At 70.1% G+C, this 26,989-nt stretch carries 30 protein-coding genes; 17 read left to right on the plus strand and 13 right to left on the minus strand.

Going from position 1 to position 26,989, the window contains the following annotated elements; genetic code table 11:
• Nucleotides 1-67 precede the first annotated feature (67 nt).
• The 4 genes from RIC31_RS19595 (at nt 68) to RIC31_RS19610 (ending at nt 3,598) form a co-directional block, all read left to right on the plus strand.
• On the plus strand, nt 68-1,705 hold the full coding sequence (locus RIC31_RS19595) for a GMC family oxidoreductase (RefSeq protein ID WP_350111700.1): 1,638 nt from the start codon (nt 68-70) through the stop codon (nt 1,703-1,705).
• Nucleotides 1,706-1,845: 140 nt separating this feature from the next.
• A complete protein-coding gene (locus tag RIC31_RS19600) occupies nt 1,846-2,247 on the plus strand; it encodes a c-type cytochrome (RefSeq protein WP_350111702.1) in 402 nt (133 codons plus the stop codon).
• A 110-nt stretch (nt 2,248-2,357) separates the two neighbouring features.
• Nucleotides 2,358-3,044, plus strand: a complete 687-nt coding sequence (gene radC / locus RIC31_RS19605; RefSeq protein WP_350111704.1) for a RadC family protein — start codon at nt 2,358-2,360, stop codon at nt 3,042-3,044.
• An 80-nt stretch (nt 3,045-3,124) separates the two neighbouring features.
• Nucleotides 3,125-3,598: a pyridoxamine 5'-phosphate oxidase family protein gene (locus tag RIC31_RS19610; RefSeq protein ID WP_350111706.1), complete on the plus strand. Its 474-nt coding sequence runs from the start codon at nt 3,125-3,127 to the stop codon at nt 3,596-3,598.
• A gap of 13 nt (nt 3,599-3,611) precedes the next feature.
• Here RIC31_RS19610 and RIC31_RS19615 read toward each other — a convergent pair whose 3' ends face one another.
• From RIC31_RS19615 to RIC31_RS19625, 3 genes are all read right to left on the minus strand, one after another.
• Nucleotides 3,612-4,904 (minus strand): MFS transporter, encoded by a 1,293-nt coding sequence (locus RIC31_RS19615; RefSeq protein ID WP_350111708.1) that lies wholly within the window; start codon nt 4,902-4,904, stop codon nt 3,612-3,614.
• Between the two features lie 120 nt (nt 4,905-5,024).
• On the minus strand, nt 5,025-5,294 hold the full coding sequence (locus RIC31_RS19620; protein WP_350111710.1) for a hypothetical protein: 270 nt from the start codon (nt 5,292-5,294) through the stop codon (nt 5,025-5,027).
• A gap of 102 nt (nt 5,295-5,396) precedes the next feature.
• On the minus strand, nt 5,397-5,642 hold the full coding sequence (locus RIC31_RS19625) for a hypothetical protein (RefSeq protein WP_350111712.1): 246 nt from the start codon (nt 5,640-5,642) through the stop codon (nt 5,397-5,399).
• 243 nt (nt 5,643-5,885) lie between these two features.
• Between RIC31_RS19625 and RIC31_RS19630 the strand changes: the two genes are divergently transcribed.
• Complete coding sequence (locus RIC31_RS19630; protein WP_350111714.1) at nt 5,886-6,752, plus strand: hypothetical protein; 867 nt, start codon at nt 5,886-5,888, stop codon at nt 6,750-6,752.
• 125 nt (nt 6,753-6,877) lie between these two features.
• On the opposite strand, the gene RIC31_RS19635 is transcribed toward RIC31_RS19630, so the two are convergent.
• The 6 genes from RIC31_RS19635 to RIC31_RS19660 all read right to left on the minus strand — a co-directional run bounded on the left by RIC31_RS19635 (nt 6,878) and on the right by RIC31_RS19660 (nt 12,113).
• A complete protein-coding gene (locus RIC31_RS19635; RefSeq protein ID WP_350111716.1) occupies nt 6,878-7,129 on the minus strand; it encodes a hypothetical protein in 252 nt (83 codons plus the stop codon).
• Complete coding sequence (locus tag RIC31_RS19640) at nt 7,126-8,451, minus strand: aspartate aminotransferase family protein (protein WP_350111718.1); 1,326 nt, start codon at nt 8,449-8,451, stop codon at nt 7,126-7,128. The genes RIC31_RS19635 and RIC31_RS19640 overlap by 4 nt, the downstream gene beginning before the upstream one ends.
• Nucleotides 8,448-9,155, minus strand: a complete 708-nt coding sequence (locus tag RIC31_RS19645) for a class II aldolase/adducin family protein (RefSeq protein WP_350111720.1) — start codon at nt 9,153-9,155, stop codon at nt 8,448-8,450. The genes RIC31_RS19640 and RIC31_RS19645 overlap by 4 nt, the downstream gene beginning before the upstream one ends.
• A 123-nt stretch (nt 9,156-9,278) precedes the next feature.
• Complete coding sequence (locus tag RIC31_RS19650) at nt 9,279-10,280, minus strand: metal-dependent hydrolase (protein ID WP_350111722.1); 1,002 nt, start codon at nt 10,278-10,280, stop codon at nt 9,279-9,281.
• A gap of 65 nt (nt 10,281-10,345) precedes the next feature.
• Nucleotides 10,346-11,443 carry an S-methyl-5-thioribose-1-phosphate isomerase gene (gene mtnA, locus RIC31_RS19655; protein WP_350111724.1) on the minus strand — a complete coding sequence of 366 codons (1,098 nt, stop codon included), beginning with the start codon at nt 11,441-11,443 and terminating at the stop codon, nt 10,346-10,348.
• A 76-nt stretch (nt 11,444-11,519) separates the two neighbouring features.
• Nucleotides 11,520-12,113 (minus strand): LysE family translocator, encoded by a 594-nt coding sequence (locus tag RIC31_RS19660; protein WP_350112586.1) that lies wholly within the window; start codon nt 12,111-12,113, stop codon nt 11,520-11,522.
• A 153-nt stretch (nt 12,114-12,266) separates the two neighbouring features.
• Here RIC31_RS19660 and RIC31_RS19665 point away from each other — a divergent pair, with 153 nt between their 5' ends.
• Both RIC31_RS19665 and purB read left to right on the plus strand, forming a co-directional pair.
• Nucleotides 12,267-12,884, plus strand: coding sequence for an ATP-binding protein (locus RIC31_RS19665; protein ID WP_350111726.1), 618 nt, complete (start codon nt 12,267-12,269; stop codon nt 12,882-12,884).
• Nucleotides 12,881-14,179, plus strand: a complete 1,299-nt coding sequence (purB, locus tag RIC31_RS19670) for an adenylosuccinate lyase (protein WP_350111728.1) — start codon at nt 12,881-12,883, stop codon at nt 14,177-14,179. Before RIC31_RS19665 ends, purB begins: the two co-directional genes overlap by 4 nt.
• Before the next feature lie 9 nt (nt 14,180-14,188).
• On the opposite strand, the gene RIC31_RS19675 is transcribed toward purB, so the two are convergent.
• Nucleotides 14,189-15,145, minus strand: a complete 957-nt coding sequence (locus tag RIC31_RS19675) for a hypothetical protein (RefSeq protein WP_350111730.1) — start codon at nt 15,143-15,145, stop codon at nt 14,189-14,191.
• Between the two features lie 25 nt (nt 15,146-15,170).
• Nucleotides 15,171-15,497, minus strand: coding sequence for a DUF1476 domain-containing protein (locus tag RIC31_RS19680; RefSeq protein ID WP_350111732.1), 327 nt, complete (start codon nt 15,495-15,497; stop codon nt 15,171-15,173).
• 121 nt (nt 15,498-15,618) lie between these two features.
• Here RIC31_RS19680 and RIC31_RS19685 point away from each other — a divergent pair, with 121 nt between their 5' ends.
• The 3 genes from RIC31_RS19685 to purS all read left to right on the plus strand — a co-directional run bounded on the left by RIC31_RS19685 (nt 15,619) and on the right by purS (nt 17,581).
• Nucleotides 15,619-16,416, plus strand: coding sequence for an NRDE family protein (locus tag RIC31_RS19685; protein ID WP_350111734.1), 798 nt, complete (start codon nt 15,619-15,621; stop codon nt 16,414-16,416).
• Between the two features lie 116 nt (nt 16,417-16,532).
• Nucleotides 16,533-17,300 (plus strand): phosphoribosylaminoimidazolesuccinocarboxamide synthase, encoded by a 768-nt coding sequence (purC, locus tag RIC31_RS19690; protein ID WP_350111736.1) that lies wholly within the window; start codon nt 16,533-16,535, stop codon nt 17,298-17,300.
• 38 nt (nt 17,301-17,338) lie between these two features.
• Nucleotides 17,339-17,581, plus strand: a complete 243-nt coding sequence (purS, locus tag RIC31_RS19695; protein WP_350111738.1) for a phosphoribosylformylglycinamidine synthase subunit PurS — start codon at nt 17,339-17,341, stop codon at nt 17,579-17,581.
• Nucleotides 17,582-17,589: 8 nt separating this feature from the next.
• On the opposite strand, the gene RIC31_RS19700 is transcribed toward purS, so the two are convergent.
• On the minus strand, nt 17,590-17,859 hold the full coding sequence (locus tag RIC31_RS19700; protein ID WP_350111740.1) for a hypothetical protein: 270 nt from the start codon (nt 17,857-17,859) through the stop codon (nt 17,590-17,592).
• Between the two features lie 173 nt (nt 17,860-18,032).
• Between RIC31_RS19700 and RIC31_RS19705 the strand changes: the two genes are divergently transcribed.
• From RIC31_RS19705 to RIC31_RS19735, 7 genes are all read left to right on the plus strand, one after another.
• On the plus strand, nt 18,033-19,946 hold the full coding sequence (locus RIC31_RS19705) for a PAS-domain containing protein (RefSeq protein WP_350111742.1): 1,914 nt from the start codon (nt 18,033-18,035) through the stop codon (nt 19,944-19,946).
• Nucleotides 19,947-20,037: 91 nt separating this feature from the next.
• Nucleotides 20,038-20,727: a phosphoribosylformylglycinamidine synthase subunit PurQ gene (gene purQ, locus RIC31_RS19710; RefSeq protein ID WP_350111745.1), complete on the plus strand. Its 690-nt coding sequence runs from the start codon at nt 20,038-20,040 to the stop codon at nt 20,725-20,727.
• Nucleotides 20,728-20,742: 15 nt separating this feature from the next.
• On the plus strand, nt 20,743-22,962 hold the full coding sequence (gene purL / locus RIC31_RS19715) for a phosphoribosylformylglycinamidine synthase subunit PurL (RefSeq protein ID WP_350111747.1): 2,220 nt from the start codon (nt 20,743-20,745) through the stop codon (nt 22,960-22,962).
• Between the two features lie 21 nt (nt 22,963-22,983).
• A complete protein-coding gene (locus RIC31_RS19720) occupies nt 22,984-23,217 on the plus strand; it encodes a BolA family protein (protein WP_350111748.1) in 234 nt (77 codons plus the stop codon).
• A 33-nt stretch (nt 23,218-23,250) separates the two neighbouring features.
• A complete protein-coding gene (grxD, locus tag RIC31_RS19725) occupies nt 23,251-23,592 on the plus strand; it encodes a Grx4 family monothiol glutaredoxin (protein WP_350111750.1) in 342 nt (113 codons plus the stop codon).
• Between the two features lie 106 nt (nt 23,593-23,698).
• Nucleotides 23,699-25,111 (plus strand): FAD-binding oxidoreductase, encoded by a 1,413-nt coding sequence (locus RIC31_RS19730; protein ID WP_350111752.1) that lies wholly within the window; start codon nt 23,699-23,701, stop codon nt 25,109-25,111.
• A complete protein-coding gene (locus tag RIC31_RS19735) occupies nt 25,108-25,554 on the plus strand; it encodes a DUF3592 domain-containing protein (protein WP_350111754.1) in 447 nt (148 codons plus the stop codon). The genes RIC31_RS19730 and RIC31_RS19735 overlap by 4 nt, the downstream gene beginning before the upstream one ends.
• 9 nt (nt 25,555-25,563) lie before the next feature.
• Here the strand turns inward: RIC31_RS19735 and RIC31_RS19740 are convergent, their stop codons facing one another.
• Nucleotides 25,564-26,886 carry a tetratricopeptide repeat protein gene (locus tag RIC31_RS19740; protein ID WP_350111756.1) on the minus strand — a complete coding sequence of 441 codons (1,323 nt, stop codon included), beginning with the start codon at nt 26,884-26,886 and terminating at the stop codon, nt 25,564-25,566.
• Between the last annotated feature and the right edge of the window lie 103 nt (nt 26,887-26,989).

The following is a 26,989-nucleotide window of genomic DNA, read 5'->3' on the forward strand; positions in this document are numbered from 1 at the left end:
CCCCGATCCGCCTCTGGTAAGGATTATCTCCTTCCCAACCCTGCGCATTCGCGAGGGACCTCAGCGCATGAACAGCTTCGACTACGTCATCGTCGGTGCCGGCTCGGCCGGCTCGGTGCTCGCCAACCGTCTGACCGAGGACGGGGCCGCCACGGTCTGCGTGCTGGAGGCCGGCCCGCCCGACTGGCACCCCTTCATCCACGTGCCGGCCGGGTTCATGAAGACCATGGTCGACCCGGCGGTGAACTGGCTCTACGACATGGAGCCGAGCGAGTGGACCGGCGGCCGCCGCATCAAGGCGCCGCGCGGCAAGACGCTGGGCGGGTCGAGCTCGATCAACGGCCACATCTACAACCGCGGCCAGCGCCTGGACTTCGATGGCTGGGCCCAGCGCGGCAACCGCGGCTGGGGCTATGCCGACGTGCTGCCGTATTTCCGACGGTCGGAGAAGCGCCTCGGCGACGGCGACGACACCTTCCGGGGCCGCGACGGCAACCTGGTGGTCACCGACATCGACTGGCGGCACCCGCTGTGCGACGCCTTCATCGAGGGCTGCACGACCCTCGGAATCCCGCGCAACCCGGACTACAACGGCGCCATCCAGGAAGGCGTGTCCTACGCCCAGCGCACCATTGCCGGCGGTCGCCGGATGAGTGCCGCCCGCGCCTTCCTGCGCCCGGCGATGAAGCGGCCGAACCTGACCGTGATCACCGACGCGCACGCCACCTCGATCATGCTGGACGGCAAGCGCGCGGTCGGCGTGCAGTACAACAAGGGTGCCCGCCACGGCATCCCGAGCGAGGTCCGGGCGAATCGCGAGGTGATCCTGGCCGGCGGCACCTACAACTCGCCGCAGCTGCTGCAGCTGTCCGGCATCGGCCCGGCGGGACTGCTGAAGCAGCTCGGCATCCCGGTGCGCCACGAGCTCGCCGGCGTCGGCGAGAACCTGCGCGACCACTACGCGCCGCGCTTCGTCGCCCGGGTCAAGAACTCCGAGACCATCAACGAGGAGGCCCGCGGCCTCCGGCTGGTCGGCAACGTCATGAAGTGGCTGGCCACGCGCAAGGGCATCCTCGCGCTGAGCCCGACCCTGGTCTACTGCTTCTGGCACTCCGACGAGGCGGCGCGGAACAGCGACGTGCAGTTCACCTTCACGCCGGCCAGCTACAAGGAGGGCGTGCAGTCGCGGCTCGACGACCATCCGGGCATGACCGTGGCGTCCTGGCAGCAGCGACCGGAGAGCAAGGGCTTCGTGCGCGCCCGCAGTGCCGACCCGTTCGAGGCGCCGGTGATCCAGCCGAACTACCTGGCCGAGGAAGGCGACCGCCAGGTGCTGCTGAAGGCCATGCGGCTGGCCCGACGGCTGCTCGCCACCAAGCCGCTCGAGCGCTTCTACGACTTCGAGGAGTATCCGGGGCCGAAGGTGCAGAGCGACGACGAACTGCTGGCGGCGGCGAAGGAACGCGGCACCACCACCTTCCACCCGATGGGCAGTTGCCGGATGGGGCCGGAGACCGACCCGACCGCGGTGGTCGACGACCAGCTGCGGCTGCGCGGCATCGAGGGGCTGCGGGTGGTCGACGCCTCGGTGATGCCGACCATGCTGTCGGCCAACCTGAACGCCTCGGTCATCATGATCGCCGAGAAGGCCTCGGACATGATCCGCGGGCGCCAGGCCCCGGAGGCCGTGATCCTGCCCGGCTGAGCCGGCACACACGCAGATGTCAATTGAACGGCCCGGCGGTGGCCAGCAAGCTTCGCCCGCGAGGGGTGGGCCACCGGCCCGTCCCGTAACGGGCAGGAGGACCCATGCGAAATCTTGTATGTGCAGCCGCGACTTGCGTCGTGATCCTGGGCTCCCTTGGCGGCGCGATGGCCGCCGGTGAGATCGCCGCGCGCCAGGAAGCGATGAAGGGCGTCGGCGGCGCCATGAAGGCGATCAAGGCCGCCGTCGAGGGCAACACCGCCGCCGACGCGGTCGGCCCGGCCGGGAAGATCGCGGCCACCATGAAATCCGTCCCGGATCTGTTCGCGAAGACCTCGGACACAGGCGAGACCTACGCCAAGCCGGAAATCTGGACCGAGTGGGACAAGTTCAAGGAAGCCGCGGCGAACTCCGGGGCCGCTGCCGACAAGCTCGCGATGGTGGCGAAGACCGGCGACGCCGCCGCCACCGGCGAAGCCTTGAAGGCCCTCGGCGGCACCTGCGGCGCCTGCCACAAGCCGTACCGCACGCCCAAGACCTGACGCCGGCCGGTCGACGCGCCGCCGCGCCCGAGGCGGCGGCGCGTCACCGCCTCCCCGAAACTCCCCCCGTCCCTGCCATAGCCGCCGCGCAACCCGCGGACCGGCGAGCCATGGCGGACCCCCCAGACGACGACCGCAGCGGACACCGGGCCCGGCTGCGCCGGCGCTTCCTGACGGCCGGCGCCGAGGCCCTGGCCGACTACGAGCTGCTGGAGCTCATGCTGTTCCAGGCCCGCCCGCGCGGCGACGTGAAGCCGCTGGCGAAGCGGCTGATCGCGCGCTTCGGGTCGTTCGCCGCCGCCGTCGGCGCCCCGGTCGACGCGCTGGCCGGGATCGACGGCATGGGCGAGGCCTCGATCGTCGCGCTGAAGACCGCCCAGGCCGCCGCCACCCGGCTGCTCGGCGAGCCGTTGCGCGACCGGCCGCTGCTGTCGAGCTGGAGCCAGCTGCTGGACTACTGCCGGGTCGCCATGGCCGGCCTGGCGGTCGAGGAGGTGCGGGTGCTGTATCTCGACCGCAAGAACCGCCTGGTCGCCGACGAGCGCCAGGGCCGCGGCACCGTCGACCACACCCCGCTATACCCGCGCGAGGTGGTCAAGCGGGCGCTCGAGCTGGGCGCCTCGGCGCTGATCGTGGTGCACAACCACCCGTCCGGCGACCCGACCCCGTCGCAGGCCGACATCGCCATGACCCGCCAGCTCGCCGAGGCGGCGGCGGCTCTCGGCCTGGTGCTGCACGACCACCTGATCGTCGCGCGCGGCGGGCACACCAGTTTCAGGGCGGCGGGGCTGCTGTGACATTTGTCGGCCGTCAGGAACATTGCGGGCACCACGGCGTTTCCCGGAGGAACGACACCACCGGATACCGGAGTTCTTCCATGTCGAATGATGTCGAACGCGCCTGGAAGCTGATGGAGAAGATCGGCCTCTGCATGCTCGCCAGCCGGGACGGAGAGGACATCCGCTCCCGCCCGATGGCCGCCCATGTCGCCCGGGACGAGAAGGCCGTCTACTTCCTGACCGACGCCGCCGGCCACAAGGACGAGGAAATCCGCGACGACCCGCATGTCGGCCTCGCCTTCGCCGACATCGGCGGGCAGAGCTTCGTGTCGGTGACCGGCATCGCCGAGGTCAGCAACGATCGCGACAAGATCCGCGAGCTGTGGTCGACGCCCGCCAAGGCCTGGTGGGACGACCCGCAGGATCCTGCGATCCGGGTCCTGAAGATCCAGCCGAAGGACGCGCAGTACTGGGACGGCCCCGGCAGCGTGATGGCGTACGTGAAGATGGCGGCGGCCGCCGCCACCGGCAGCCGGCCGGACCTGGGCGACAACGCCAAGGTCCGGCTGTGAACCCGGCGGGCCGCTAGAGCGGCTGCTCCTCGAACGGCCGGGCGCCAGTCTCACGGATGAACAGGGTGATCAGCACGCCCCAGGCGCAGGTGACCGGCAGGATCAGGAAGGCGCCCTCGTAGGCCGGAAGGCTGTAGATCCGGGCGCCGGCCACCAGGGTGCCGTCCCAGCCCAGGTCCAGCAGCCAGCCGACCAGCGGCTGCAGCACCGCGCCGGAGCCGACCACGAAGCCGTTGACGATGCCCAGCGTCACCCCGGCCGACCAGCCCGGCGTGTTCTCGCGCGCCACCGCGAAGCACAGCACCATCGCCGACGAACCGAGCCCCTGGGCGAACAGCACCGCCGCCAGCGTCGTCGTGGTCAGGCCCGGCAGGTAGACCGCGGCGGTGATCCCGGCGGTCGCCAGCAGGCCGCCGAACACCATGAACGGCCGGCGCCGGCTCCAGCGGTCGGACAGGAAGCCCCAGAGCGGCGCGCCGATGCCCCAGCCGACGAACAGGATCGACACCAGTGCCGCCGCCTCGGCCTTCGGCAGGCCGTGGACCTTCTCCACATAGGGCACGCCCCACAGGCCGCCGAACGCCAGCATGCTGCCGGTCATCGCCATGCCGAAGCCGGCGGCCAGCCAGACCTGGCCGGTCGCAGCCGCCCGCTTCAGCCCGGCCAGCAGGCCGTGACGGACGGTCGTGGCGGTCGGCGCCGGCTTCGGCCGGTCGCGCAGCACCAGGCCGGTCGCGAGGGCCAGCGCCAGGCCGAACACCGCCAGGCCGCCGACGGCGGTGCGCCAGCCGACACTCTCCACCAGGTAGCCGAGCGGCGCCTGGCCCAGGATGCCGCCGACCACGCCCAGCATCTGCGCCCAGCCGCCCAGGGTCGCGAACTTGTTGGGCGGGAACCACAGGCCGGCATAGTTCAGCGCCCCGACGAAGCTGAAGGCGCAGCCGAAGCCGATCATCAGCCGGCCGACCGAGGCCAGCCACAGCCCGTCGGCCATGGCGAACACCAGGGATCCGGCACCGGCCAGCGCCGCCGCCGCCGTCACCAGCCGGCGCGGCCCGAACCGGTCCATCAGCACGCCGACCGGGATCTGCGAGCCGGCATAGGCGTAGTAGTAGTAGGCCGAGAGGTTGCCCAGCACCGCGCCGCCGACCGCGAAGTCGCGCATCAGGTCGTCGACCATGACCGAGGGGGCGACCCGCTGCACGAAGGCGTACAGGAAGAACACCGCGCACAGCAGCCAGCCGAAGCCGAGCAGGGCGGCACGCGGCACGGCGGGTGCGGTGGGGGAGTGGGCTGCCTGGATCACGGGGAAGTCGCCATGCTGAAGGGATGGCGAGGCTAGGCAGGGCCGAACGGCGGGGTCAAGGTTCGCGGACGCAGCCCAGGGTTGGGCCAAACGCGGCCGGGCGACCGGCTCGACGGGCGGTCAGGCGACGATGTCGACGATCGAGCCGCGCGGGGCGTTCGGGTTGAGCTGGCGGATCTGCTCGGCCGCCTGCTCCAGGTTGAGCTGCCGGCGATCGGTATCGTCCAGCGGCTCGGCGACCGCCGGCTCGCCGGCGCGCGGCTGCGCGTCCCGGCTGCGGAAGCCGAACGCCTCCTGCAGGCCGCGGGCCAGGCGCGACGGCGCCAGCGACCCGCCCTGTCCCTGCGGGACCGGGGGGAGTGGGGCGGCTCCGGTCGGACCGATCGCCATCGTCTTGCTCCTCGATCAAGGCCGGACGCATTGGCGGGCAACGTCCGGGAGAGCAGTGCAGCACATTTATATTGTATTTTAAATAAAATTGTCCAGATCGCGCTATGCGAGGATGTCGATCACCTTCGCCACCGCCCGTGCCGTGGCCTGCTGGCCGACGTTGCGGATGTACTCCGCGCGCTCGGACGGGTTCATCTTCGAGACTTCCGAGGGGGTCGCGAGCTTGACCAGCGGCTGGTTCACCGGATCAGCCCGCAGGCCGGGCCCGGCACCGCCGATCTGCACCTTGTGGGGGCCGGCGACCTTGGAGTTCGGTCTGGGCGCCGGAACGCCGGGAATGCCTTCCATGGATCGATCCCGTCAATCAGGCGCAAACCCTCTCATATAAAGGCGTGTTGCGCGAGTTACATTTAGACTGGAAGGTCAACTATCAAAAACACTCTTCTTCCGAAGACTCTCGAGCTAGAATGCGACTTAGCCGACCGCCACCGTCCCGCAACTTCTCGAAACTGAAGCGCGACTCGGATATCGTTTCGACCATGCATCCCTTCGATGCGTCGGCGTGGCAGTTCTCTCCGAAGAGGTTTGCTGGTGGCATTGGGCGCAATCACCCTGGCTTGGCTCGACCATCTGGCCGAGCGATCGATCATTCCGCCCGGCGCTGTTCTTGAACTCGGCCCGCAAGACGTCACGGCTGCGCGCCCCGTGGTCACGTCCTTCCTGAACCGCCGGCTCGGGCCGGATGAAGGCGCGAGCGCCTTCCAGCGAATGTACGGCGACATTCCATCGGACCTGCCGCAGTTTGCCGAACGACCACAGGCAGAAATTTACCGGTCTCTTGGGCTCACCGAGTATGTCTCGGTCGACCTGGGCGACAGTCGCGCCGACGTCAACCACGACCTCAACTATCCCCTGGACGTCGGCCGCCGATTTCAGGCTGTCACGAATTTCGGCACCGGCGAGCACATCTTCAACGTTTCGACGGTTTTCGAGACACAGTACCGCAACCTGGCGGTGGGCGGCGTGGCGCTGTTCTATCTACCGACATTCGGGCACATCAATCACGGCTTCTACAACATTCACCCCACTCTGTTCACCGACCTGGCGGCGGCGAACAACATGGAGATCGCCGACTTCCGCTACGTCGACGACGTCGTGGGGCGAACCTACGGGCTCGACGACGAAGGCTCCTGTCAGGTCGACTTCGACACGATGCCGGTCAAGCCCTTCGAGGGACAACTTTGGATTCTGTGGATGTACGTGTCGATGAACTTCCTCCGGAATACCGCAAAGCACATGAAGAATGCCCCTCCGGGGAAGCCTCCAACCTGCGTCCTCGACTGCTGTATGGTGGCCTTGCGGCGGACCGACGCAAGTCCGGCCGAGTTCCGCACTCCGCAGCAGAACATCTACGTTGGGCCGACCGCGCCGGCAGCGAATCCCCGCCAGCGCGCCTGAACGCGATTCCGGGCGCGCTCGCAGCGGCCGAAACCTACGCGAAAGGCGGCCGACCGTCGGGCTCGGCCCTTTGATCTCGCATGGACTACCGGAGCACTTGGCCGGCCGTAGCGAGGCGCTGAACCCTAGCGCCGGTCGTCGTCGGGCGGCAGCAGCCGGTCGCGGAACCGCCGCGCGAAGCCGACCGGATCGTCGGTCAACCGGCCCTCCGCCGCGGTCTCTCGGGCGCTTTCCAGCACGTGCCTTCCGGCATTCTCGACCTTCGGCGCCACCTTGCCGTAGACCTCGCCGGCGACCCGGGCGGCGGTCCGCCGGACATCCGGGTTCTGGGCGGCGCGGCGCCCGGCCTCCAGCAGCAGGCGGTGCAGCAGGCTCATCCCACGCTACTCCCGGCTTCCTCGATGACCGCGCGGCGGGCGTCCAGGAACTCCTCGAAGCCGGCCGCAAAACGCTCGAACTCCGGCGCCCCCATCGGTAGCGACAGGACCGCCATGCCGCGGCGCGCGGTGTAGATCCCACCGGCGATCAGGTCGAGGTGCATCAGGTCGACCAGCCTGCGCGGGCGCCGGCCGGCCTCCGGCGGCGACAGCGGGGCGGTCGTGCCGGGATGCACCGCCATCATCGAGCCGCGCCCGGTCACGACCATCGGCAGGCCGCGCCGGACGATCGCGTCGTTCAACCGGCCGCGCAGGCTGTCGCCGGCGGCATTCAGCATGACCGCCCGCTCGGGCGTGTAGACATGGGTCAGCCCGGCCAGCCCGGCCGACATGGTGAACACGTTGTTGTTGAAGGTGCCGGCATGCGGCCAGCCGTCCGGCCGGCGCGGGTCGAAGCGGTCGAGAATGTCGGCCCGCCCGCCGAACGCCCCGAAGCTGAGGCCGCCCCCGAGATACTTGCCGAGCGTGATCAGGTCCGGGGTGATGCCCAGCAGGCCGTGCAGCCCCTCGCCCGACAGCCGCGAGGTCATGACCTCGTCGAAGATCAGCAGGGCGCCGGTCTCGTCGGTGGCGGCGCGCAGGCTCTCCAGGAACTCGACGCCACCCGGGATGCAGCCGCCGGAGCCCGACATCGGCTCGACCAGCACGCAGGCCAGCCGGTCGCCCTGCTCGCGGATCAGCGCGGCCGCCCCCTCCGGGTCGTTGTAGTCGCCCATCACGTAGTCGAACGGCACGTTCAGCGGCGAGCCGCCGAAATACAGCACGCCGCCGTGATAGGCGCCCTTGAACACCATCACCCGGTCGCGGCCGGTGAAGGCCCGGGCGGCGGCGATCGCCATCAGGTTGGCCTCGGTGCCGGAGTTGGTGAAGCGCACCCGCTGCAGCGCCGGGAACCGGTCCACGATGGTCTGCGCCAGCCGCGCCTCCAGCAGGTTCGGCCCGCCCAGCACCCAGCCGTCGTCGGCCGCCTGCCTGATGGCGTCGCGGATCACCGGCTCGGAATGGCCGTACAGCCCGGCGGTGTATTCGCCGAGGAAGTCGACATACTCGTGGCCGTCGGCGTCCCACAGCCGGCAGCCCTCGCCGCGCGCGAAGCGCAGCGGGAACGGATGGTAGTGCAGCACCGTGCGGGTGTTGCCGCCGGGCATCGCCTTCTCGGCCTGCGCCTGGATCTCCCGGCTGTTCGGGTTGGCGGCGACGAAACGCTCGGCCGCCTCGGCGTAAGCGGCGTCCAGCGAGGTGTTGACGAGTGCCGTGCTCATGCCGCCCTGCCCTTCCGCTTCTTCGGCTTGGCTTCGACCTTGTCGACCGTGCCGTAGCCCATGGTCCCGAATTTGATGCCGACCCGCTCGATCTCGTCGTCCGGCAGGATCACCGGCTTGCCGACCTGCAGGGTGCGCCAGTACATCGCCGCCAGGGTCTCGACCTCCAGCGCCAGCGCCAGCGCCTTCTTCAGGGTCGGCCCGATGGCGATCATGCCGTGGTTGGCCAGCAGGCAGGCCCTGCGGCCCTCGAGCGCCTGCAGCGCGGTGTCCGACAGTTCCTGGGTCCCGAAGGTGGCGTAGTCCGAGCAGCGGATGGTCGGCCCGCCGGCCTGGGCGATCATGTAGTGGAAGGCCGGGATCTCCATGCGCAGGCAGGCCAGCGTGGTGGCGAACATGCCGTGGGTGTGGACGATGGCGCCGCAGTCCGGCCGGTGCCGCATGATGTCCAGGTGGAACCGCCACTCGCTCGACGGCCGCCGGTTTTCGCTGTGCGATCCGTCCAGTTCCATGCGCACCACGTCCTCGGGCCGGATCTCCTCGTAGGGGATCGCCGACGGGGTGATGTAGAACCCGGCCGCCGGGTCGTCCGCCAGCCGCACGCTGGCATTGCCCGAGGTGCCCTGGTTGATGCCGAGCGCGTTCATCTTCAGGCAGGTGTCGATCACCTCCTGGCGCAGGGCGCGTTCCTTGGCGGGCATCATGGGCGGCGATCCTCGTCGGTACTGCGTGCGGCGATCCTGGAACAAGTTCGCGGCAAGGTGAAGGGGGCCCTTCGTCGTGCCGCCGGCGGCTTGTACCGGCGACCGTCGGGGAACCGGGTTGCTTCAGCCGCCGGCGATCATGGTCCAGAGCTCGCCGAAGCCTGCCCGCGCCTGCTCGCGGTGCGTCCGGTAGCGCACATGCGCGTCCAGGGGCGCGCCCGGCGACAGCTCGATCGACCAGAGGCCGCGCACGCTGGTCGGCAGGAAAGCGTAGCGGACATCGACGATCCGGGCGGGATGGTCCGGGTCGCGCGCCACGAAGCCGTCGCTGAACCGCCGGAACCGCTCGACGTCACGGGCCTGCTGCGTGGCCGGGTCGAGCCACGGGAAGTCCCGGGCGCCGTCGAGCCGGGCGACCGAGGTACCAGGGAACACGCGCCGCAGGATGCCCGGCCGGACCCCGTCGACATGGAACCGGTCCGCCGTCTCGTAGATGGTCCTCCACAGAACGATGTTCCCGAATGTCGGCTTCACCTCGATCCGGATCGGCTCGTGCCCCCGTTCGGCAGCGATCTCCGCCGCCATGGCCCGCGCCGCCTGATGCTGCACGGCGCCGAGGGTCAGGTAGAGACCGGCCCAGGCCAGGGCCAGGCGCGCCAGCACCGGCCGGCGGCGCAGCCCCGCCAGCGCGACCAGGACCGCGACCGGCACCGTGAACAGCGGATCGACGACCGAGACGATGCTCAGCGCGTAGCGCTCGTCGCTGAACGGCCAGAGCAGCATCGTGCCGTAGGACGTGCAGGCATCGAGCACGGCGTGGGTCGCATAGCCGAGCGTGCAGAACAGCAGGGTCCGCGCGAACGGCAGTCGCCAGCGTCGTCCCAGCAGGAAGTGCAGCGCCAGCGCACACAAGAGCCCACCGACCGGGATGAAGACCAGGGAATGGGTGAAGTGGCGGTGGTAGTCGAGAAACAGCAGCGGGTCGGACCCGGAGCGGATCAGCACGTCGAGATCGGCCGCCATGCCCGACAGGAAGCCGAGGCCGCCCGCCAGCCCGACCCCGGCCGTTCGCCGTGTCGCCTGCGGCAGCGCCGCGCCGAGCACGCCCTGCGTCAGTGGATCCATGGGTCAGGCCCGCTCCCGGGAATGTTTCGGCGGGAAGAACGCGATCCGGGCCGGCTGGCCCGATCCTACCCCGCCGCCCGCCGCTCCGGGAACAACCCCAGCAGCCCCTCGGCCGTCGCCGGGGCCACGCCGCGCTCGGTGATCAGGCCGGTCACCAGCCGCGCCGGGGTGACGTCGAAGGCCGGGTTCGCCGCCCTGCTGCCCTCCGGCGTGATGGTCACGGCGCCGATCGAGCCGTCGTCGAGGCGGCCGGGAATCCGGGTGACCTCGTCGCCCGCCCGCTCCTCGATCGGGATCGCGAAGCCGTCGTGCAGGGTCCAGTCGATGGTCGGGCTCGGCAGCGCCACGTAGAACGGCACGCCGTTGTCGTAAGCGGCCAGCGCCTTCAGGTAGGTGCCGATCTTGTTGGCGACATCGCCGTTGGCGCTGGTCCGGTCGGTCCCGGTGATGCAGAGATCCACCCGGCCGCGCTGCATCAGGTGGCCGCCGGCGTTGTCGACGATCACCGTGTGGTCGACCCCGTGATTGCCGAGTTCCCAGGCGGTCAGAAAGGCGCCCTGGTTGCGCGGCCGGGTCTCGTCGACCCAGACATGGATCGGGATGCCCTCGTCATGGGCCTGGTAGATCGGCGAGGTGGCGGTGCCCCAGTCGACGGTGGCAAGCCAGCCGGCGTTGCAGTGGGTCAGCACGTTGACGGTCTGCCCGGGCTTCCGGGCGGCGATCGCCCGGATGATCTCCAGTCCATGCCGGCCGATCGCGTGATTCAGCCCGGCATCCTCGTCGCAGACATGGGCGGCGAAGGCGGCGGCAGCCGCGACGCGGTCGCCGGCTGCCAGCGGCGCCAGCTTGGCGCGGCCGGCGTCGAGCGCCCAGCGCAGGTTGACCGCGGTCGGCCGGGTCCGCATCAGGGCGTCATAGGCCGAGGCCAGGCCGGAATCGCTCGAATCCTCGCGCATCGCCAGCCACAGGCCCCAGGCGGCGGTGGCGCCGATCAGCGGCGCGCCGCGCACCAGCATCGCCTTGATGGCGTGGGCGGCGTCGGCCATCGAGGCCAGCCGCGCGACCACGAATTCATGCGGCAGACGGGTCTGGTCGATGATCTCGACCGCCGAACCGTCGGCGGCCTGCCAGATCGGGCGGTAGTGGGTTCCGTTGACCTTCATGGCGTCTCTCCCGGCGCGCGCGTCCTGCGGTGCAAGATGGCGGCGCCGGGCGGCCGGCACAACCGCCGGATCCGCCTCACATGAAGACCGGCACCAGCGACAGCACCAGCAGGCCGGCCATGCAGAGGTTGAACGCCCGGAGCGCCCGCGGCGACCGCAGCACCCCGGCGATCAGCGTGCCGAAGGCGGCCCAGACCGCGAGCGACAGGAAGGCCGCCACCACGAACACCGCGCCGATCAGCAGGATCTGGGCCAGCGCGCTGCCGTCCGGCGCGGTGTAGGTCGCGACCGCGCTGAGCGCGATCACCCAGGCCTTGGGGTTGACCCACTGGAATGCGGCCGCCTGCAGGAAGGTGAAGGGCCGGCCGCGCGCGACCGCCTCGCCCGGCCCGCCGGCGGTGGCGATCCGCCAGGCGAGATACAGCAGGTAGGCGGCGGCGACGTAGCGCAGCACCGCGTGGACCTGCGGCCAGGCGGCCAGCGCCTGGCCGAGCCCGAGCCCGATCGCCAGCAGCATGACCGGGAAGCCGAAGCTGATCCCCAGCATGTGCGGGATGGTCCGTCGGAAGCCGAAATTGGCGCCGGACGCGGTCACCATCAGGTTGTTCGGTCCGGGCGAGATCGACATCGACACCGCGAAGGTGACGATCGACGCGAACAGCGGCCACATGGTCTGCACGATTCCGACGCTCCCGGCGGCCGGCGGCGCTGCCGGCCCGCCCTATCTGGGGCGCCGCAGCCGGCCGATCAATTCCGGACATGTCCCGGTGACAATCCGGCCTCGCGCACGGCATTCTCCGCCGTTTCCATCGGGGAGCCGACCATGGCCAGCTGCCGCATCCACATCACCGGCGCCTCCGGTTCCGGCACCACCACGCTCGGCCGGGCGCTGGCTACGCTGCTGGCGGTCCCGCACCACGATTCCGACGACTATTTCTGGGAACCGACCGACCCGCCCTACACCGCCAAGCGTGACGCGGCCGAGCGCCTTGCACTGATGCGCCGGCTGTTTGTGCCGCGCGCCGGCTGGGTGCTCAGCGGCTCGCTGGTCGGCTGGGGCGACCCGCTGATCCCATGCTTCGACCTGGTGGTGTTCCTGCACGCCGACACCGCCGTCCGGGTCGACCGTCTGCGACGGCGCGAGGCCCTGCGCTACGGTGCCGACGCGGTCTCGGCCGGCGGCGACCTGCACGCGGCGTCCCGGACCTTCCTCGACTGGGCGGCCAGCTACGATACAGCGCCGCCAGAGGGCCGGTCGCGAGCCAAGCACGAGTGCTGGCTGTCCATGCTCCCCTGCCCGGTAATGCGGCTGGACAGTGCCCGACCGACAGCCGATCTCGCCGACGGCGTCATGGCTCGTCTGCGCCCGGATCGGGTGACAGCCCCGGACCCCGGTGCTATTAGCCGGGCACCGACCGACGACGGAGTGCCGCCCGCATGATCCCGCGCTATTCCCGCGAGAAGATGGCCGCCATCTGGGCGCCCGAAGCCAAGTTCCGGATCTGGTTCGAGATCGAGGCGCATGCCTGCGACGCCCAGGCCGAGCTCGGGGTGATCCCGAAGGAGGCCGCCAAGGCGGTCTGGGAGCGCGGCGCCTTCGAGGTCGAGCGGATCGACGCCATCGAGGCCGAGGTCAAGCACGACGTCATCGCGTTCCTGACCAACCTGGCCGAGCATGTCGGGCCGGAGGCGCGGTTCGTGCACCAGGGCATGACCTCGTCGGACGTGCTGGACACCTGCCTCGCGGTGCAGCTGGTGCGCGCCGCCGACATCCTGATCGACGACGTCGACGGCCTGCTGGCGGCGCTCGAGCGCCGGGCCTTCGAGTACAAGGACGCGCCGACCGTCGGCCGCAGCCATGGCATCCACGCCGAGCCGGTGACCTTCGGGCTGAAGCTGGCCGGCTACCACGCCGAGTTCCAGCGCGCCCGCGAGCGGCTGCAGCTGGCCCGCAGGGAGATCGCCACCTGCGCGATCTCGGGCGCGGTCGGCACCTTCGCCAACATCGACCCGCGGGTCGAGGAGCATGTCGCCGCCGCCCTCGGCCTGGAGCCGGAGCCGGTGTCGACCCAGGTGATCCCGCGCGACCGCCACGCCATGTTCTTCGCGGTGCTGGGCGTGGTCGCCTCGTCGGTCGAGCGGCTGGCCACCGAGATCCGCCACCTGCAGCGCACCGAGGTGCGCGAGGCCGAGGAGTTCTTCAGCGAGAAGCAGAAGGGCTCGTCGGCGATGCCGCACAAGCGCAACCCGGTGCTGACCGAGAACCTGACCGGGCTGGCCCGGCTGGTGCGCATGACGGTGGTGCCGGCGATGGAGAACGTGGCCCTGTGGCACGAGCGCGACATCAGCCATTCCTCGGTCGAGCGCATGATCGGCCCGGACGCGACCGTCACCCTGGACTTCGCGCTGGCCCGCCTGACCGGCGTGGTCGACAAGCTGATCGTCTACCCGGAGACCATGCAGGCCAACCTGGACAAGCTGGGCGGCCTGATCCACAGCCAGCGGGTCATGCTGGCGCTAACCCAGAAGGGGGTTAGTCGCGAAGACGCCTACCGTCTGGTCCAGCGTTGCGCCATGCCGGTCTGGCTTGAAGGCAAGGATTTCAGGACCTTGCTGGGCGAGGATAAGGAAGTGTCGCAAGCGATGTCCGCGGCCGAGCTGGATGCGCTGTTCGACCTCGGCTATCACACCAAGCACGTCGACACCATCTTCCGCCGGGTGTTCGGCCGGGCCTGATCGACCCTCTCAGGCCTGCGACTGCGGCTCGGCCAGGGCGGTCGCCAGCACCGGCGCCGCGGTCCCCGACCCGGCGTCCGGCCGGTACAGCAACTCGCAGGAGAACGCGGCCGCCGCGCCCTTCTCCAGCCGGTAGACATGCGGCCCGAACTCCGGGAACGCGACGCCGGGATTGCCGGCCCCGAGCCCGACCAGGACGACGAAGCGCCGGCGGGGCTGCTCCTCGGTCGCGCCACGCGCCGCGGCGGTCGTCGCCGCATCGACGATCCGGAACGGATCGAACCGCAGGACGGGCCGGAACTGGAAGACACGCCGGATCTCGTTGCCCAGCCGGGCGCCCAGCCGCTGCGCGACGTCCCGCACCGTGTCCGGGTCCTGGACCGGCTGGCCGGCCCCGCGGGCCGCGAGCCGGTCGCACAGCCCCGACGGCAATAAGCGCGGCAGGACCAGCACCGGAGCCGGACGATCGAGATCGTGCGCCCCCGCCGTCATCGCGGCGGCGAGCGTCTCGGCGAGTCGGGCCGCCTCGGCGACCGGGTCGCCATAGGATTCCGCCGGGAAGATCGCCACCAGCCGCTGGTTGGCGTCCAGAACCGCCGCCGACGCGATCGACGGCTCGCCGTCCTCCCGCGAAGGCCGGAACAGCGCCATCGCATCGCCGTAGGGGTCGATCCACACCAGGGCGCCCAGCACATCAGGGTCCGCCGGCGGCCGCCGGGTCAGCACGAAGCAGTGGGCGCCCGCCTGGCGGAACTGTCCGGCGCGTCGGGCCAGGCCGTCGAGCGCCACCCGGCCCGGCCCGCTCAGCGGATCCGGAACGGTGACGACCACGACCGGTCCGCCGGTGACCTCGAGGTACAGCTTGCGGGTGCGGCCGCCCAGGTCCGGCAGCGTCAGATTGGGTGCCCGGTCGCCCGGCGCGAGCGCCGGGACACGGACGGCCCCGCCGGTCGCGGCATCCGTCATCGCAGCGCCGCCGTCCGGCAGCCGGTCAAGAACCGGCCTTCAACTCGGCCAGGGTCTCGCGCAGCGTCTCGTCCATGCGATGACGCAGCCGGGCCTCGGTCAACTCGCCGCCGGCATCGGCGACCCGCTTGAGGACGAAGGCCACCACGTCGTCGTCGCCCGGCTTCTCGAAGTCGGACGCCACCACTTCGCTCGCGAAGTTGGCGGCGGCCTCACCCTCGAGTCCCAGGAACTCGGCGGCGATCCAAAGGCCGATCCGGCGATCGCGCCGGACCGTCGCCTTGAAGGTCAGTTCGGCGTCATGTGCGAAACGCGACTCTTCGGCGCGCTCGCGGTCCTGGAACCCACTCATTCCGGCCCTCCTAGATGCCTGTCGGCTGAAAGCGGCCGGACCATACACCGCACGTCCGGGGAAGTGAACGGCCGATCTCAGCCTTGCGGAACATGGCGGATACCGTCAGTTTCGGCCCGTCATGTGCACCGTTGTCATACTGCGCCGCCCGGGCGGCGCCTGGCCACTGATAATGGCCGCCAACCGCGACGAAATGGCCGGCCGGCCATGGCGCGCGCCGGCCCGCCACTGGCCCGATCGCCCGGAGGTAATCGCCGGGCTCGACGAGCAGGCCGGCGGCAGCTGGCTCGGAATCAATGACCACGGGGTCGTCGCCTGCATCCTGAACCGGCACGGCACGCTCGGGCCGGCCCCCGGCAAGCGCTCCCGCGGCGAGCTGGTGCTGGATGCGCTCGACCACGCCGACGCGGCCGACGCCGCACGGGCCCTGCAGGCGCTGGAACCGGACAGCTACCGTCCGTTCAACATGCTGATCGCCGACAGCCGCGACGCGTTCTGGCTGGCGCATCGCGGCCCCTCCCACCCCGACGGCGGCGCCGGGATCGATGCCCTGCCGGTTCCGGCCGGCATCTCGATGCTGACGGCGCACGACCTGAACGACCGCACCGGATCCGCCCGCACCGCGCGCTACTTGGACCGGTTCCGCGCCGCGCCGGCCCCGGACCCGGCAGCCGACAACTGGACAGCCTGGGAAATGCTGCTGGGCGCCACGGACCATGCCCCGGATGCCGGCCCCGGCGGCGCCATGACCATCACCGGCCCCGGCGAATTCGGCACCGGCAGCGCCGCGATGATCGCGCTGCCGGCTCCCGGCGACGGCCGGCCGGTGTTCCGGTTCGCGCATGGTCGCCCGGACCGCACGCCGTTCGTCCGGATCGACGTAGGGCCGCCGGTCCGGACCGCCGAGCCCGCCGATTGAGTTTACGCGACCGTGCTGCTATAGACCGGCTCGGTGACGCGGGCGCGCCGCGGGAGCCGATCCATACAACTCGACGCCTGCCCGCGCGCCAGTCGCGTGACCCCGGAGACCGCCCCATGGCCAGACGCCGCAAGCTCTACGAGGGCAAGGCGAAAGTCCTGTACGAAGGACCCGAGCCCGGCACGCTCATCCAGTATTTCAAGGACGATGCCACCGCCTTCAACAACCAGAAGAAGGGCATCATCACCGGCAAGGGCGTGCTGAACAACCGGATCAGCGAGTTCCTGATGACCCGGTTGTCGGAGATCGGCGTCCCGACGCATTTCATGCGCCGGTTGAACATGCGCGAGCAGCTGGTGCGCGAGGTCGAGATCATCCCGATCGAGATCGTCGTCCGCAACGTCGCCGCGGGATCGCTGGCCGAGCGCTTCGGGATCGAGGAGGGCACCGTCCTGCCGCGCTCGATCATCGAGTACTACTACAAGTCGGACGAGCTCGGCAGCCCGATGGTCACCGAGGAGCACATCACCGCGTTCGGCTGGGCCGCCACCCAGGACCTGGACGACATGGTGTCCCTGGCGCTCCGCGTGAACGACTTCCTCAACGGTCTGTTCCTGGGCGTCGGCGTGCGGCTGGTCGATTTCAAGCTGGAGTTCGGCCGGCTCTACAACGAGCACGACGAGATCCAGATCGTGGTGGCGGACGAGATCAGCCCCGACAACTGCCGGCTCTGGGACATCCGGACCAACGAGAAGATGGACAAGGACCGGTTCCGCAAGGACCTCGGCGCGGTCGAAGAGGCCTACCAGGAGATCGCGCGCCGGCTCGGCGTGCTGCCGGAGGCCGGCCCGATGGACCTCAAGGGTCCGCAGGCGATGCAGTAGGCGCGGCGCAGGCGTCGCGGAGTGAAGGCGGAGGACCGATGAAGGCGATTGTTCACGTCACCCTGAAGCCCGGTGTTCTCGACCCCCAGGGCAAGGCGATCGGGCACGCGCTCGATACCCTGGGCTTCTCGGGCGTCGGCGAGGTCCGTCAGGGCAAGGTCATCGAGATCGACCTGGACGAGACCGACGCCGCCAAGGCGCAGGCGACCGTCAAGTCGATGTGCGAGAAGCTGCTGGCCAACACCGTGATCGAGAACTACGCGATCCGGGTCGAGGCCTGACCGGCCGGTCAGGGCCGAGGCGCCGGGCCACCGCCGCCACGCCGGTCCCGTCCAAGTCCCATGATGCCGGCTCCCAGGGCCAGGCTGCCGAAGGTCACCCAGACGCCGAACGCCAGAAGGGCGATCGCGACGCCGCCCCCGGAATCGCGGTAGGCCAGGGTCGTCAGGCTGAACGGGTCGGTCCAGAACAGCGCGGCCACCACCACGGCGGACGCCAGCGTCCCGACCAGCAGGTGGCCGACAAGGAACCGCATGAGCGGAAGCCCGGGCGTGCGCAACGGCCGTCTCCCACCGGTTTGCATCCCGCCGAGCATCGGCAATCTGTACTTGCTGCGTCAAGGCCGGCCCGGCTTGGATTCCCGCCGCCCTGCGGTACAGTAGTGTACGGTAGGGACATGCCATTCGGAGAGAGGATTTGCCCGACCCGATGACGCCACCGCCGGATATCCGAGTGCTGGTCGAAGCCCTCGACCATACCGACCTCGGCATCGCGGTGTATGACGCCAATCTGGTCCTGGTCTACTGCAACGCCCGGTTCGTCGAGATCTTCGACTATCCGCCCGAGGTCGTGGCACCGGGGGCAAGCATCGAGACCTTCGCGCGCTACGACGCCGAACTCGGCGAGTACGGCGCAGGCGATCCCGAGACCCTCGCCAGGGACTGGGTGGCACGGGCGCGCCACGCGGTTCCGCAGAGGATCGAGCACAGCCGGCCGAACGGGATGCAGGTCGAGATCGTCCGGCGACCGCTGCCGTCGGGCGGCTTCGTCTCGACATACCGCCAGCGATCCGGCGACCGCACCGAGTTGGTGAAGGACGACCTGAGCTTCGGCACCCTGCTGCAGGCCCTCGACTACACGACGGACGGCTTTCATCTCTGGGACGCCGACGACCGCCTGATCTACTTCAACTCCCGGGTCCGGCAGATCAACGAGGCCGTCGGATCGCCGCTGCGGCTCGGTATGACGTTCGAGCAGTGTGTCCGAAACAGTGTGGCGGCCGGCCTGATCCCCGAAGCGACCGCCGATCCCGAGGGCTACATCGCCCGCCGCGCCGAGCTGCACCGGCTCGGCGGCCGCAGCCTGACCATCCGCGGCCTGGACGAACGCTGGCAGCTGATCCGCGACCATCGCCTGCCCGACGGCGGCACGGTCACCACCGCGCAGGACGTCACCGAGCTGAAGCGGGTCGAGCAGGCCTATCGCGACAGCGAGCAGCGGTTCCACGACTTCGTGAACGCCAGCTCCGACCGGTTCTGGGAAATGGACGCCAACCTGCGCTTCACCATGGTGGTCGACACCAAGCTGGCGCGGCGCTTTCCGCCGGTCTCCCAGCTGATCGGCAAGACCCGGTGGGAAGTGGTCGGCCTGGACCCGGAGGACGACCTCGAACTGGCGGAGCACAAGGCCCTGCTCGACGCCCGCGAGCCGTTCCGCGACTTCCGCTACGAGGTCCCGGCGCCGGATGGCACGATGCGGCACTGGCGGGTCTCGGGCGTTCCCGTGTTCGACGACTCCGGCCGGTTCACCGGCTATCGCGGCACCTCGTCCGACGAGACCGAGTTCAGCCAGGAGCTGACCCGGGCCCGCCGCGAGCTGCAGGAGGCGCTGCGCCAGGCCGAGGTCGCCAACCGGGCCAAGAGCCTGTTCCTGGCCACCGTCAGCCACGAGCTGCGGACCCCGCTCAACGCCATCATCGGGTTCTCCGACCTGCTGGTGAACCGGATCTTCGGCCCGCTCGGCGATCCGCACTACGAGGGCTATGCGCAGGACATCCAGGTCAGCGGCCAGCACCTGCTGAGCCTGATCGAGGACGTGCTCGACCTGTCGCGGATCGAGATGGGCCAGATCCGGCTGCGGCTCGGCCGGGTCGACCTGCGCACCGAGGCACAGGCCGCGGTGGCCATGGTGAAGGCCCGGCGCGGCCAGCAGGTCGCCGACATCCAGATCGAGATCCCGGACGTCTTCCCGACGCTGCAGGCCGATGCGCGGCTGATGCGCCAGATCCTCATCAACCTGATCTCCAACGCCGCCAAGTTCACCCAGCCGGACGGCCACATCCGCGTGACCGCTTGGCGCGACGGCGACGGTGTCGCGTTCAGCGTCTCGGACGACGGCATCGGCATCGACCCGGCCGACCACGGCAAGGTGCTGCGGCCGTTCGAGCAGGCCGACAACCGCCTGACGCGACGCTACGAAGGGGTCGGGCTCGGCCTGCCCCTGACCAAGGCCTTCGTGGAGATCCACGGCGGCACCCTGCAGCTCGAGAGCGCCGTCGGCGAGGGCACGACCATCACGATTCGCCTGCCGCCGGAACGAATCGCCGACCCCGACGAGCCGGTGCGGGCCGCCGCCGGGGACAGGTAGCGGCCATGCGCGTTGTGCGCTTGCGTCCACGCCCCGTCGGACCTAGTTTCCGGCGCACTGTGACGCCCCTTGCGACGCCCCCGGAGCGCCCATGAAAACCGCCATCATCGTCTTCCCCGGTTCGAACCGCGAACGCGACATGGCGATAGCCCTCAGGCGCTCCTTCGGCAGCGACCCGCAGATGGTCTGGCACAAGGACACCGCGCTGCCGGACGTCGACCTGATCGTGGTTCCCGGCGGCTTCTCCTACGGCGACTACCTGCGGGCCGGCGCCATGGGCGCGCATTCGCCGGTCATGCGCACGGTCAAGGAGCGTGCCGACAAGGGCGTGGCCGTCCTCGGGGTGTGCAACGGCTTCCAGACCCTGACCGAGGCCGGACTGCTGCCCGGCGCGCTGATGCGCAACGCCGGCCTGAAGTTCGTGTGCAGGAGCGTGCATCTCCGGGTCGAGACCGCGCAGTCGGTGTTCACCAGCGGCTATGCCGACGGCCAGACCATCACGGTCCCGGTCGCCCACAACGACGGCAACTTCTTCGCCGACGACGCCACGCTGGACCGGCTCGAGGACCGCGGGCTGGTCGCGTTCCGCTACGTCGACGAGGGCGGGTCGGAGAGCGACGCCGCCAACCCGAACGGCTCGCGCCGGAACATCGCCGGCATCTTCAACGACACCAAGACGGTGCTGGGCCTGATGCCGCATCCCGAGGACGCGATCGACCCGCTGCACGGCGGCACCGACGGCCGCGGCCTGTTCGACGGCCTGGCCCGCGCCCTGGCGTAAGAGGACCGATTCCGCATGACCATCCCGAACGTCGCGATCACGCCGGCAGTGGTCGCCGAGCACGGCCTGTCTGAGGACGAGTACGGCGTCCTGCTGAAGATCATGGGGCGCGAACCGAACATCACCGAGCTCGGCATCTTCTCGGTGATGTGGTCGGAGCACTGCTCCTACAAGTCGTCGAAGCGCTGGCTGAAGACCCTGCCGACCGAGGCGCCGCACGTCATCCAGGGGCCCGGCGAGAACGCCGGCGTCATCGATATCGGCGAGGGCCTGGCGGCGATCTTCAAGATCGAGAGCCACAACCACCCGAGCTTCATCGAGCCCTACCAGGGGGCGGCGACCGGCGTCGGCGGCATCCTGCGCGACGTCTTCACCATGGGTGCGCGCCCGGTCGCCAACCTGAACGCCCTGCGCTTCGGCAGCCCCGACCATCCCAAGACCCGCCACCTGGTCCACGGCGTGGTCGCCGGGATCGGCGGCTACGGCAACTGCGTCGGCGTGCCGACGGTGGCCGGCGAGGTCAACTTCCACCCGGCCTACAACGGCAACATCCTGGTCAACGCCATGACCGTGGGGCTGGCGAAGACCGACCGGATCTTCTACTCGGCCGCGGCCGGACCCGGGAACGCGGTGGTGTATGTCGGCGCCAAGACCGGGCGCGACGGCATCCACGGCGCCACCATGGCGTCGGCCGAGTTCAGCGAGGACTCCGAGGAGAAGCGCCCGACCGTGCAGGTCGGCGACCCGTTCACCGAGAAGCTGCTGATCGAGGCCTGCCTGGAGCTGATGCAGAAGGACTGCATCATCGCCATTCAGGACATGGGCGCGGCCGGCCTCACCTCATCCAGCGTCGAGATGGCCGGCAAGGGCGGCCTGGGAATCGAACTCGACCTGGACGCCGTGCCGGTGCGCGAGACCGGCATGACCGCCTACGAGATCATGCTGTCGGAGAGCCAGGAGCGGATGCTGATGATCATTCGACCGGAGTCCGAGGCCGAGGCCCGGGCGGTGTTCGACAAGTGGGACCTGGACTTCGCGGTGATCGGCAAGGTCACCGAGACCGGCCACATCGTTCTGAGGAAGGACGGCGCCGTGCAGGCCGACATCCCGGTCGGCCCGCTGGTCACCGAGGCGCCGGAATACGACCGACCGCACGTCCCGACACCGAAGCGGCCGGTGATCGCCGCCGCCGACGTCGCGGCCCCGGCCGGCGTGACCGAGGCGCTGGCCCGCCTGCTGTCCTGCCCGGACATGGCCAGCCGGCGCTGGATCTGGGAGCAGTACGACCACCTGGTCATGGGCGACACCATGGTCCGCCCGGGCGCCGATTCCGGCGTGGTCCGGGTGCAGGACACCGACCGGGCGCTGGCGCTGACCGTCGACTGCACGCCGCGCTACTGCGTGGCCGACCCGGAGGTCGGCGGCGCGCAGGCGGTGGTCGAGACCTGGCGCAACCTCAACGCGGTCGGCGCCCGGCCGCTGGCGGTCACCAACAACCTGAACTTCGGCAACCCGCAGAAGCCGGAGATCATGGGCCAGATCGTCGGCGCGGTCGCCGGCATGGGGGCGGCCTGCCGGGCGCTCGACTACCCGGTCGTGTCCGGAAACGTGTCGCTCTACAACGAGACCGAGGGCCAGGCGATCCTGCCGACCCCGGTGATCGGCGGCGTCGGGCTGATCGACGACGTCCACAAGCTCTGCACCCCGGCACTGAAGGCGACCGGGGAGACCCTGGTGGCGATCGGCCAGCCGGCCGCGCGAACCGACGGCTGGCTCGGCGCGTCGCTGTATCTCCGGGAGATCGACGGCCGCGAGGAAGGCGCCCCGCCGCCGCTCGACCTCGCCGCCGAGCGGCGCACCGGCGACCTGGTCCGCGGCCTGATCGGCGACGGCAAGGTCTCGGCCTGCCACGACGTCAGCGACGGCGGCCTGCTGGTGGCAGTCGCCGAGATGGCCCTGGCCGCCCGCGGCCTCGGCGTCGAGATGGCGCTGCCGGCGGGGGCCCTGGCGCATGCCTGGTGTTTCGGCGAGGATCAGGGCCGCTACGTGGTCGCGACGGCCGACCCGGACGGCGTGATCGCCGCCGCGGCCGCGGCGGCGGTTCCGGCATCGGCCGTGGGGACCGTCACCGGCAGCGGCGATTTGAAAGTCGAGGCCGGCGATCTCATATCGGTGGAGACGCTCCGCCGACGGCATGAAGCGTGGCTGCCGGAATACATGGCCGGCGGCACCTGAGAAGGAAAGAGGAGAAGCGTCATGGCAATGGACGCGGGCGAAATCGAGCGGCTCATTAAGGCCGCCCTGCCCGACGCTCGGATCACCATCGAGGATCTTCGGGGTGACGGCGACCACTATGCCTGCCATGTCGTGTCCGCTGCCTTCTCCGGAAAGAACCGAGTTCAGCAGCACCAGATGGTGTACAAGGCCTTGCAGGGGCGGATGGGCACCGAGCTCCACGCCCTTGCACTGCAGACGGCGACGCCGGAGTAACGGCGGACCGCCCCGACAAGGAGGATTGCGAGGATGCTCGACGACACCCTGCGCCAGCGCATCGACCAGGAGGTCGGAAGCAATGACGTGGTGCTCTTCATGAAGGGCACCCCGGTGTTCCCGCAGTGCGGCTTCTCGGCCGTCGTCGTCCAGGTGCTGAGCCACCTCGGCGTCAAGTTCAAGGGCGTCAACGTGCTCGAGGACCCGTCGATCCGCGACGGTATCAAGGAATACTCGGCCTGGCCGACGATCCCGCAGCTCTACGTGAAGGGCGAGTTCGTGGGCGGCTGCGACATCGTCCGCGAGATGTTCGAGTCCGGCGAACTGACCGAGATGCTCAGCACCCACGGCATCGACGCCCGCCCCGCCGCCTGAGCGGCGCCGGCGGCCGTCGGCCGCGGAATCGGGTTGAATTGCATGGCATCCGGAAAGGAGGCGCCGTATCGTCCGGCGTCTCTTTTCGCATGACCGGAGCAAGGCCATGAACCTGCAGTCGCCCCCCATCGCGCGGCCGGACCCGTCGGCCCTGGAGGCCGCGCTCGCGGCCCTGCGCCAGCGCCTGGGCGACCGCCTGTCGGTGGCCGAGCCGGTGCGCAACCAGCACGGCCGCGACGAGAGCTACCACAGCACGCTGGCCCCCGACGCGGTGGCGTTCGCCGAGAGCACCGAGGAGGTGTCGGCGATCCTGGAGGTCTGCTCGAGCCATCGCGTGCCGGTGATCCCGTTCGGCACCGGCACCTCGCTGGAGGGCCATGTCGGTGCGGTCGCCGGCGGTGTCACCGTCGACCTGTCGGGCATGAACCGGATCCTGGAAGTCAACGCCGAGGACCTGGACTGCCGCGTGCAGGCCGGCGTCACCCGCAAGCAGTTGAACGAGCATCTCCGGGACCAGGGTCTGTTCTTCCCGATCGATCCCGGTGCCGACGCCTCGATCGGCGGGATGTCCGCCACCCGGGCCTCCGGCACCAACGCGGTGCGCTACGGCACCATGCGCGACAACGTGCTCAGTCTCACCGTGGTGATGGCCGACGGCCGGGTGATCAGGACCGCGCGGCGGGCCCGCAAGTCGGCCGCCGGCTACGACCTGACCCGGCTGTTCGTGGGCTCGGAGGGGACCCTCGGGGTGATCACCGAGGTACAGTTGAAGCTGCACGGCATTCCCGAGGCGATCTCCTCGGCGGTGTGCCCGTTCCCGGACCTCGCGAGCGCGGTCAACACGGCGATCCTGACCATCCAGTCCGGCGTGCCGGTGGCCCGCGTCGAGCTGCTGGACGAGGTCCAGATGCGGGCCTGCATCGCCTATTCCAGGCTCGAGGGCTTCCAGGCGGTCCCGACCCTGTTCTTCGAGTTCCACGGCACCGAGGCCGGGGTCCGCGAACAGGCCGAGACCGTGCAGGCGATCGCCGCGGACCTGGGCGGCGGCGACTTCCGCTGGGCGACCAAGGCCGAGGACCGCAACAAGCTCTGGGAGGCCCGGCACAACGCCCACTACGCCGCCCGGGCGCTGCGGGCCGGCTGCCAGGTGATGTCGACCGACGTGTGCGTGCCGATCTCGCGGCTGGCCGAGTGCATCGGCGAGAGCAAGGCCGACCTGGACGCGTCCGGCCTGCTGGGCATCATCGTCGGCCATGTCGGCGACGGCAATTTCCACATCGGCTACGTCATCGACCCGAACGACACCGACGAGGTCGACCGCGCCCATGCCCACAACGACCGGATGGTGCTGCGCGCCATCGCCATGGACGGCACCTGCACCGGCGAGCACGGCGTCGGCCGCGGCAAGATTCACTTCATGGACATCGAACACGGCGACGCCGTCTCGGTCATGCGCTCGATCAAGCGCGCGCTCGACCCGGCCGGCATCATGAACCCCGGCAAGGTCCTGCCGGCATGACGACGCTGATCCGCCGCCGTCGGCCGTTCCTGCGATCGCGGGCGCTGGTCGCCATCGGCTCGGTGTCATTGCTGGCGGGCGGCTTCGGCCTGTCCGGCCAGATCGGCTTCCTGAGCCGGGTGACCAGTGTCGAGGCGGAGGTCGTCGCCGTCGAGTCCCTCGGGTCGGACGAGGGCTTCCCGCTGTATAGGGCGACGCTTCGGTTCTCGCCGACACCGGGCGAGACCGTCGAGCGCGCCGCCGCCGAGACCTACCGGCCAACCACGGTCGGGGAGCGATTCGACGCCGGCTTCGACCCGGAGAACATCGACGACATCCGGCTGATGGACATCCGCGACCGCTGGCTGAGTCCGGTGTGGATGCTGCTTTTCGGCATCATCACCCTGGGGATCGCCGCCCATCGCTGGCTGCGACCGGCGCCCACGCCGACCGACGAGGGCTGACGGGCCCGATCAGGCCGGCAACCGACCGTCGCCCGGCTTGACCGCCAGAAAGACCGCGCCGGCCACCGGCACACCACCCTCGTGCCGCAGCACGACCTCCCGTCGGGCCAGCAGTCGGAAGCCGCACCGCATCAGGGCCCCGGTCACGTAGAGATCGCCATGCGCGTACCGACCGGTGTCCTGCAGGAGCCAGCGGCTGCGGTCCGCCGCCAACTCGATGGAGAACGCGAAGGTCCCGCCCGGCGCCATGCGGTCCGCCAATCGCGCCACGGTCGGCTCGATGTCCCCGATATGGATGAAGACATCGCTGGCGAGCGCGAGGTCCGGTGCGTCGCCCTCCTCCTCCAGCACCGTCTCGATGTCACCGCAGATCAGCGTGTCGTAAATCCGCTTGCGGTCCGCCTGCTCCAGCATCCGCTCGGAGAGATCGACGCCGATCAGCCGGTCGGCACGCTGCCGAACCAGGGTACCGGCGAGGCCGGTCCCGCAACCCAGATCGTAGCTCAGCGTGAAGTGGCGGTCCCGACAGACCGAGTCCAACAGTTCGACCGTCTCGCGATGGGCGCGATATCGCAGTTCGCCGACCAGGTGCGCGTCGAACCGGCAGGCATAGGAGTCGAACAGGTTCCGCACATAGCCGCGCGGCGCGCTCGGTGTCGCCTCGCCCTCGATCGCCGCAATCAGGTGCCGGGCACCGTCGTGTCCAGGCTCGAGCCCGACGGCGATCCGCAGATGCATAAGGGCGTCCTCATGCCGGCCGAGCCGCATGAGCAGCACCCCGGCATTGTAGTGGACCGTGCCACTGTCCGGCAGCAACTCGGCAGCCGCCAGGTAAGCCTCGACCGCGTCCTCGAACTCCCCGGCGTCCTGCAGGGCGTTGGCCAGGTTGTTCCAGGTCTCGCCCAGCGTCGGGTCCTGGTCCAGCGCCAGAAGGTAGTGATGCACCGCCAGCGACGTCTGGCCCTCCGCCTTCAGAACCACGCCGAGGTTCGAATGGGCCTCGGCGAAGGTCGGGGAGACCAGGGTCGCCTGGAGGTAGCAGCGGGCGGCAGCCGCACGCTGACCGGCCCTTTTCAGGATCAGTCCGAGGTTGTTGTAGGCATATGCCAGCCCAGGGTCGACCAGCAGCGACTTCGCCGCGTAGGGCGTGGCGGCGACGGCATCGCCGCGCTGCAGCCAAAGCGCGCCCAGGAGATGCAAGGCATCCGGATCGGCTGGAAATGCGGCGAGAGCCCGGCCGTAGAGATCGGCTGCGACATCGAGGCGACCGCTGCGGTGCTCGCGCACGGCCTGCCGCACCAGAACCGGTGCAACCGCGACGACCGACGACATGGCACCTCCTTTCTGGAGGGTGGGGCCGAGGCCGGCGATGCGCCGGCTCGATCCCCGATTTCCTTGCCCAGCAGGCTCGCCGCTAACTCTGAAGGAACCGTTA

Source organism: Thalassobaculum sp. (assembly GCF_040219615.1).
Lineage (GTDB): Bacteria > Pseudomonadota > Alphaproteobacteria > Thalassobaculales > Thalassobaculaceae > Thalassobaculum_A.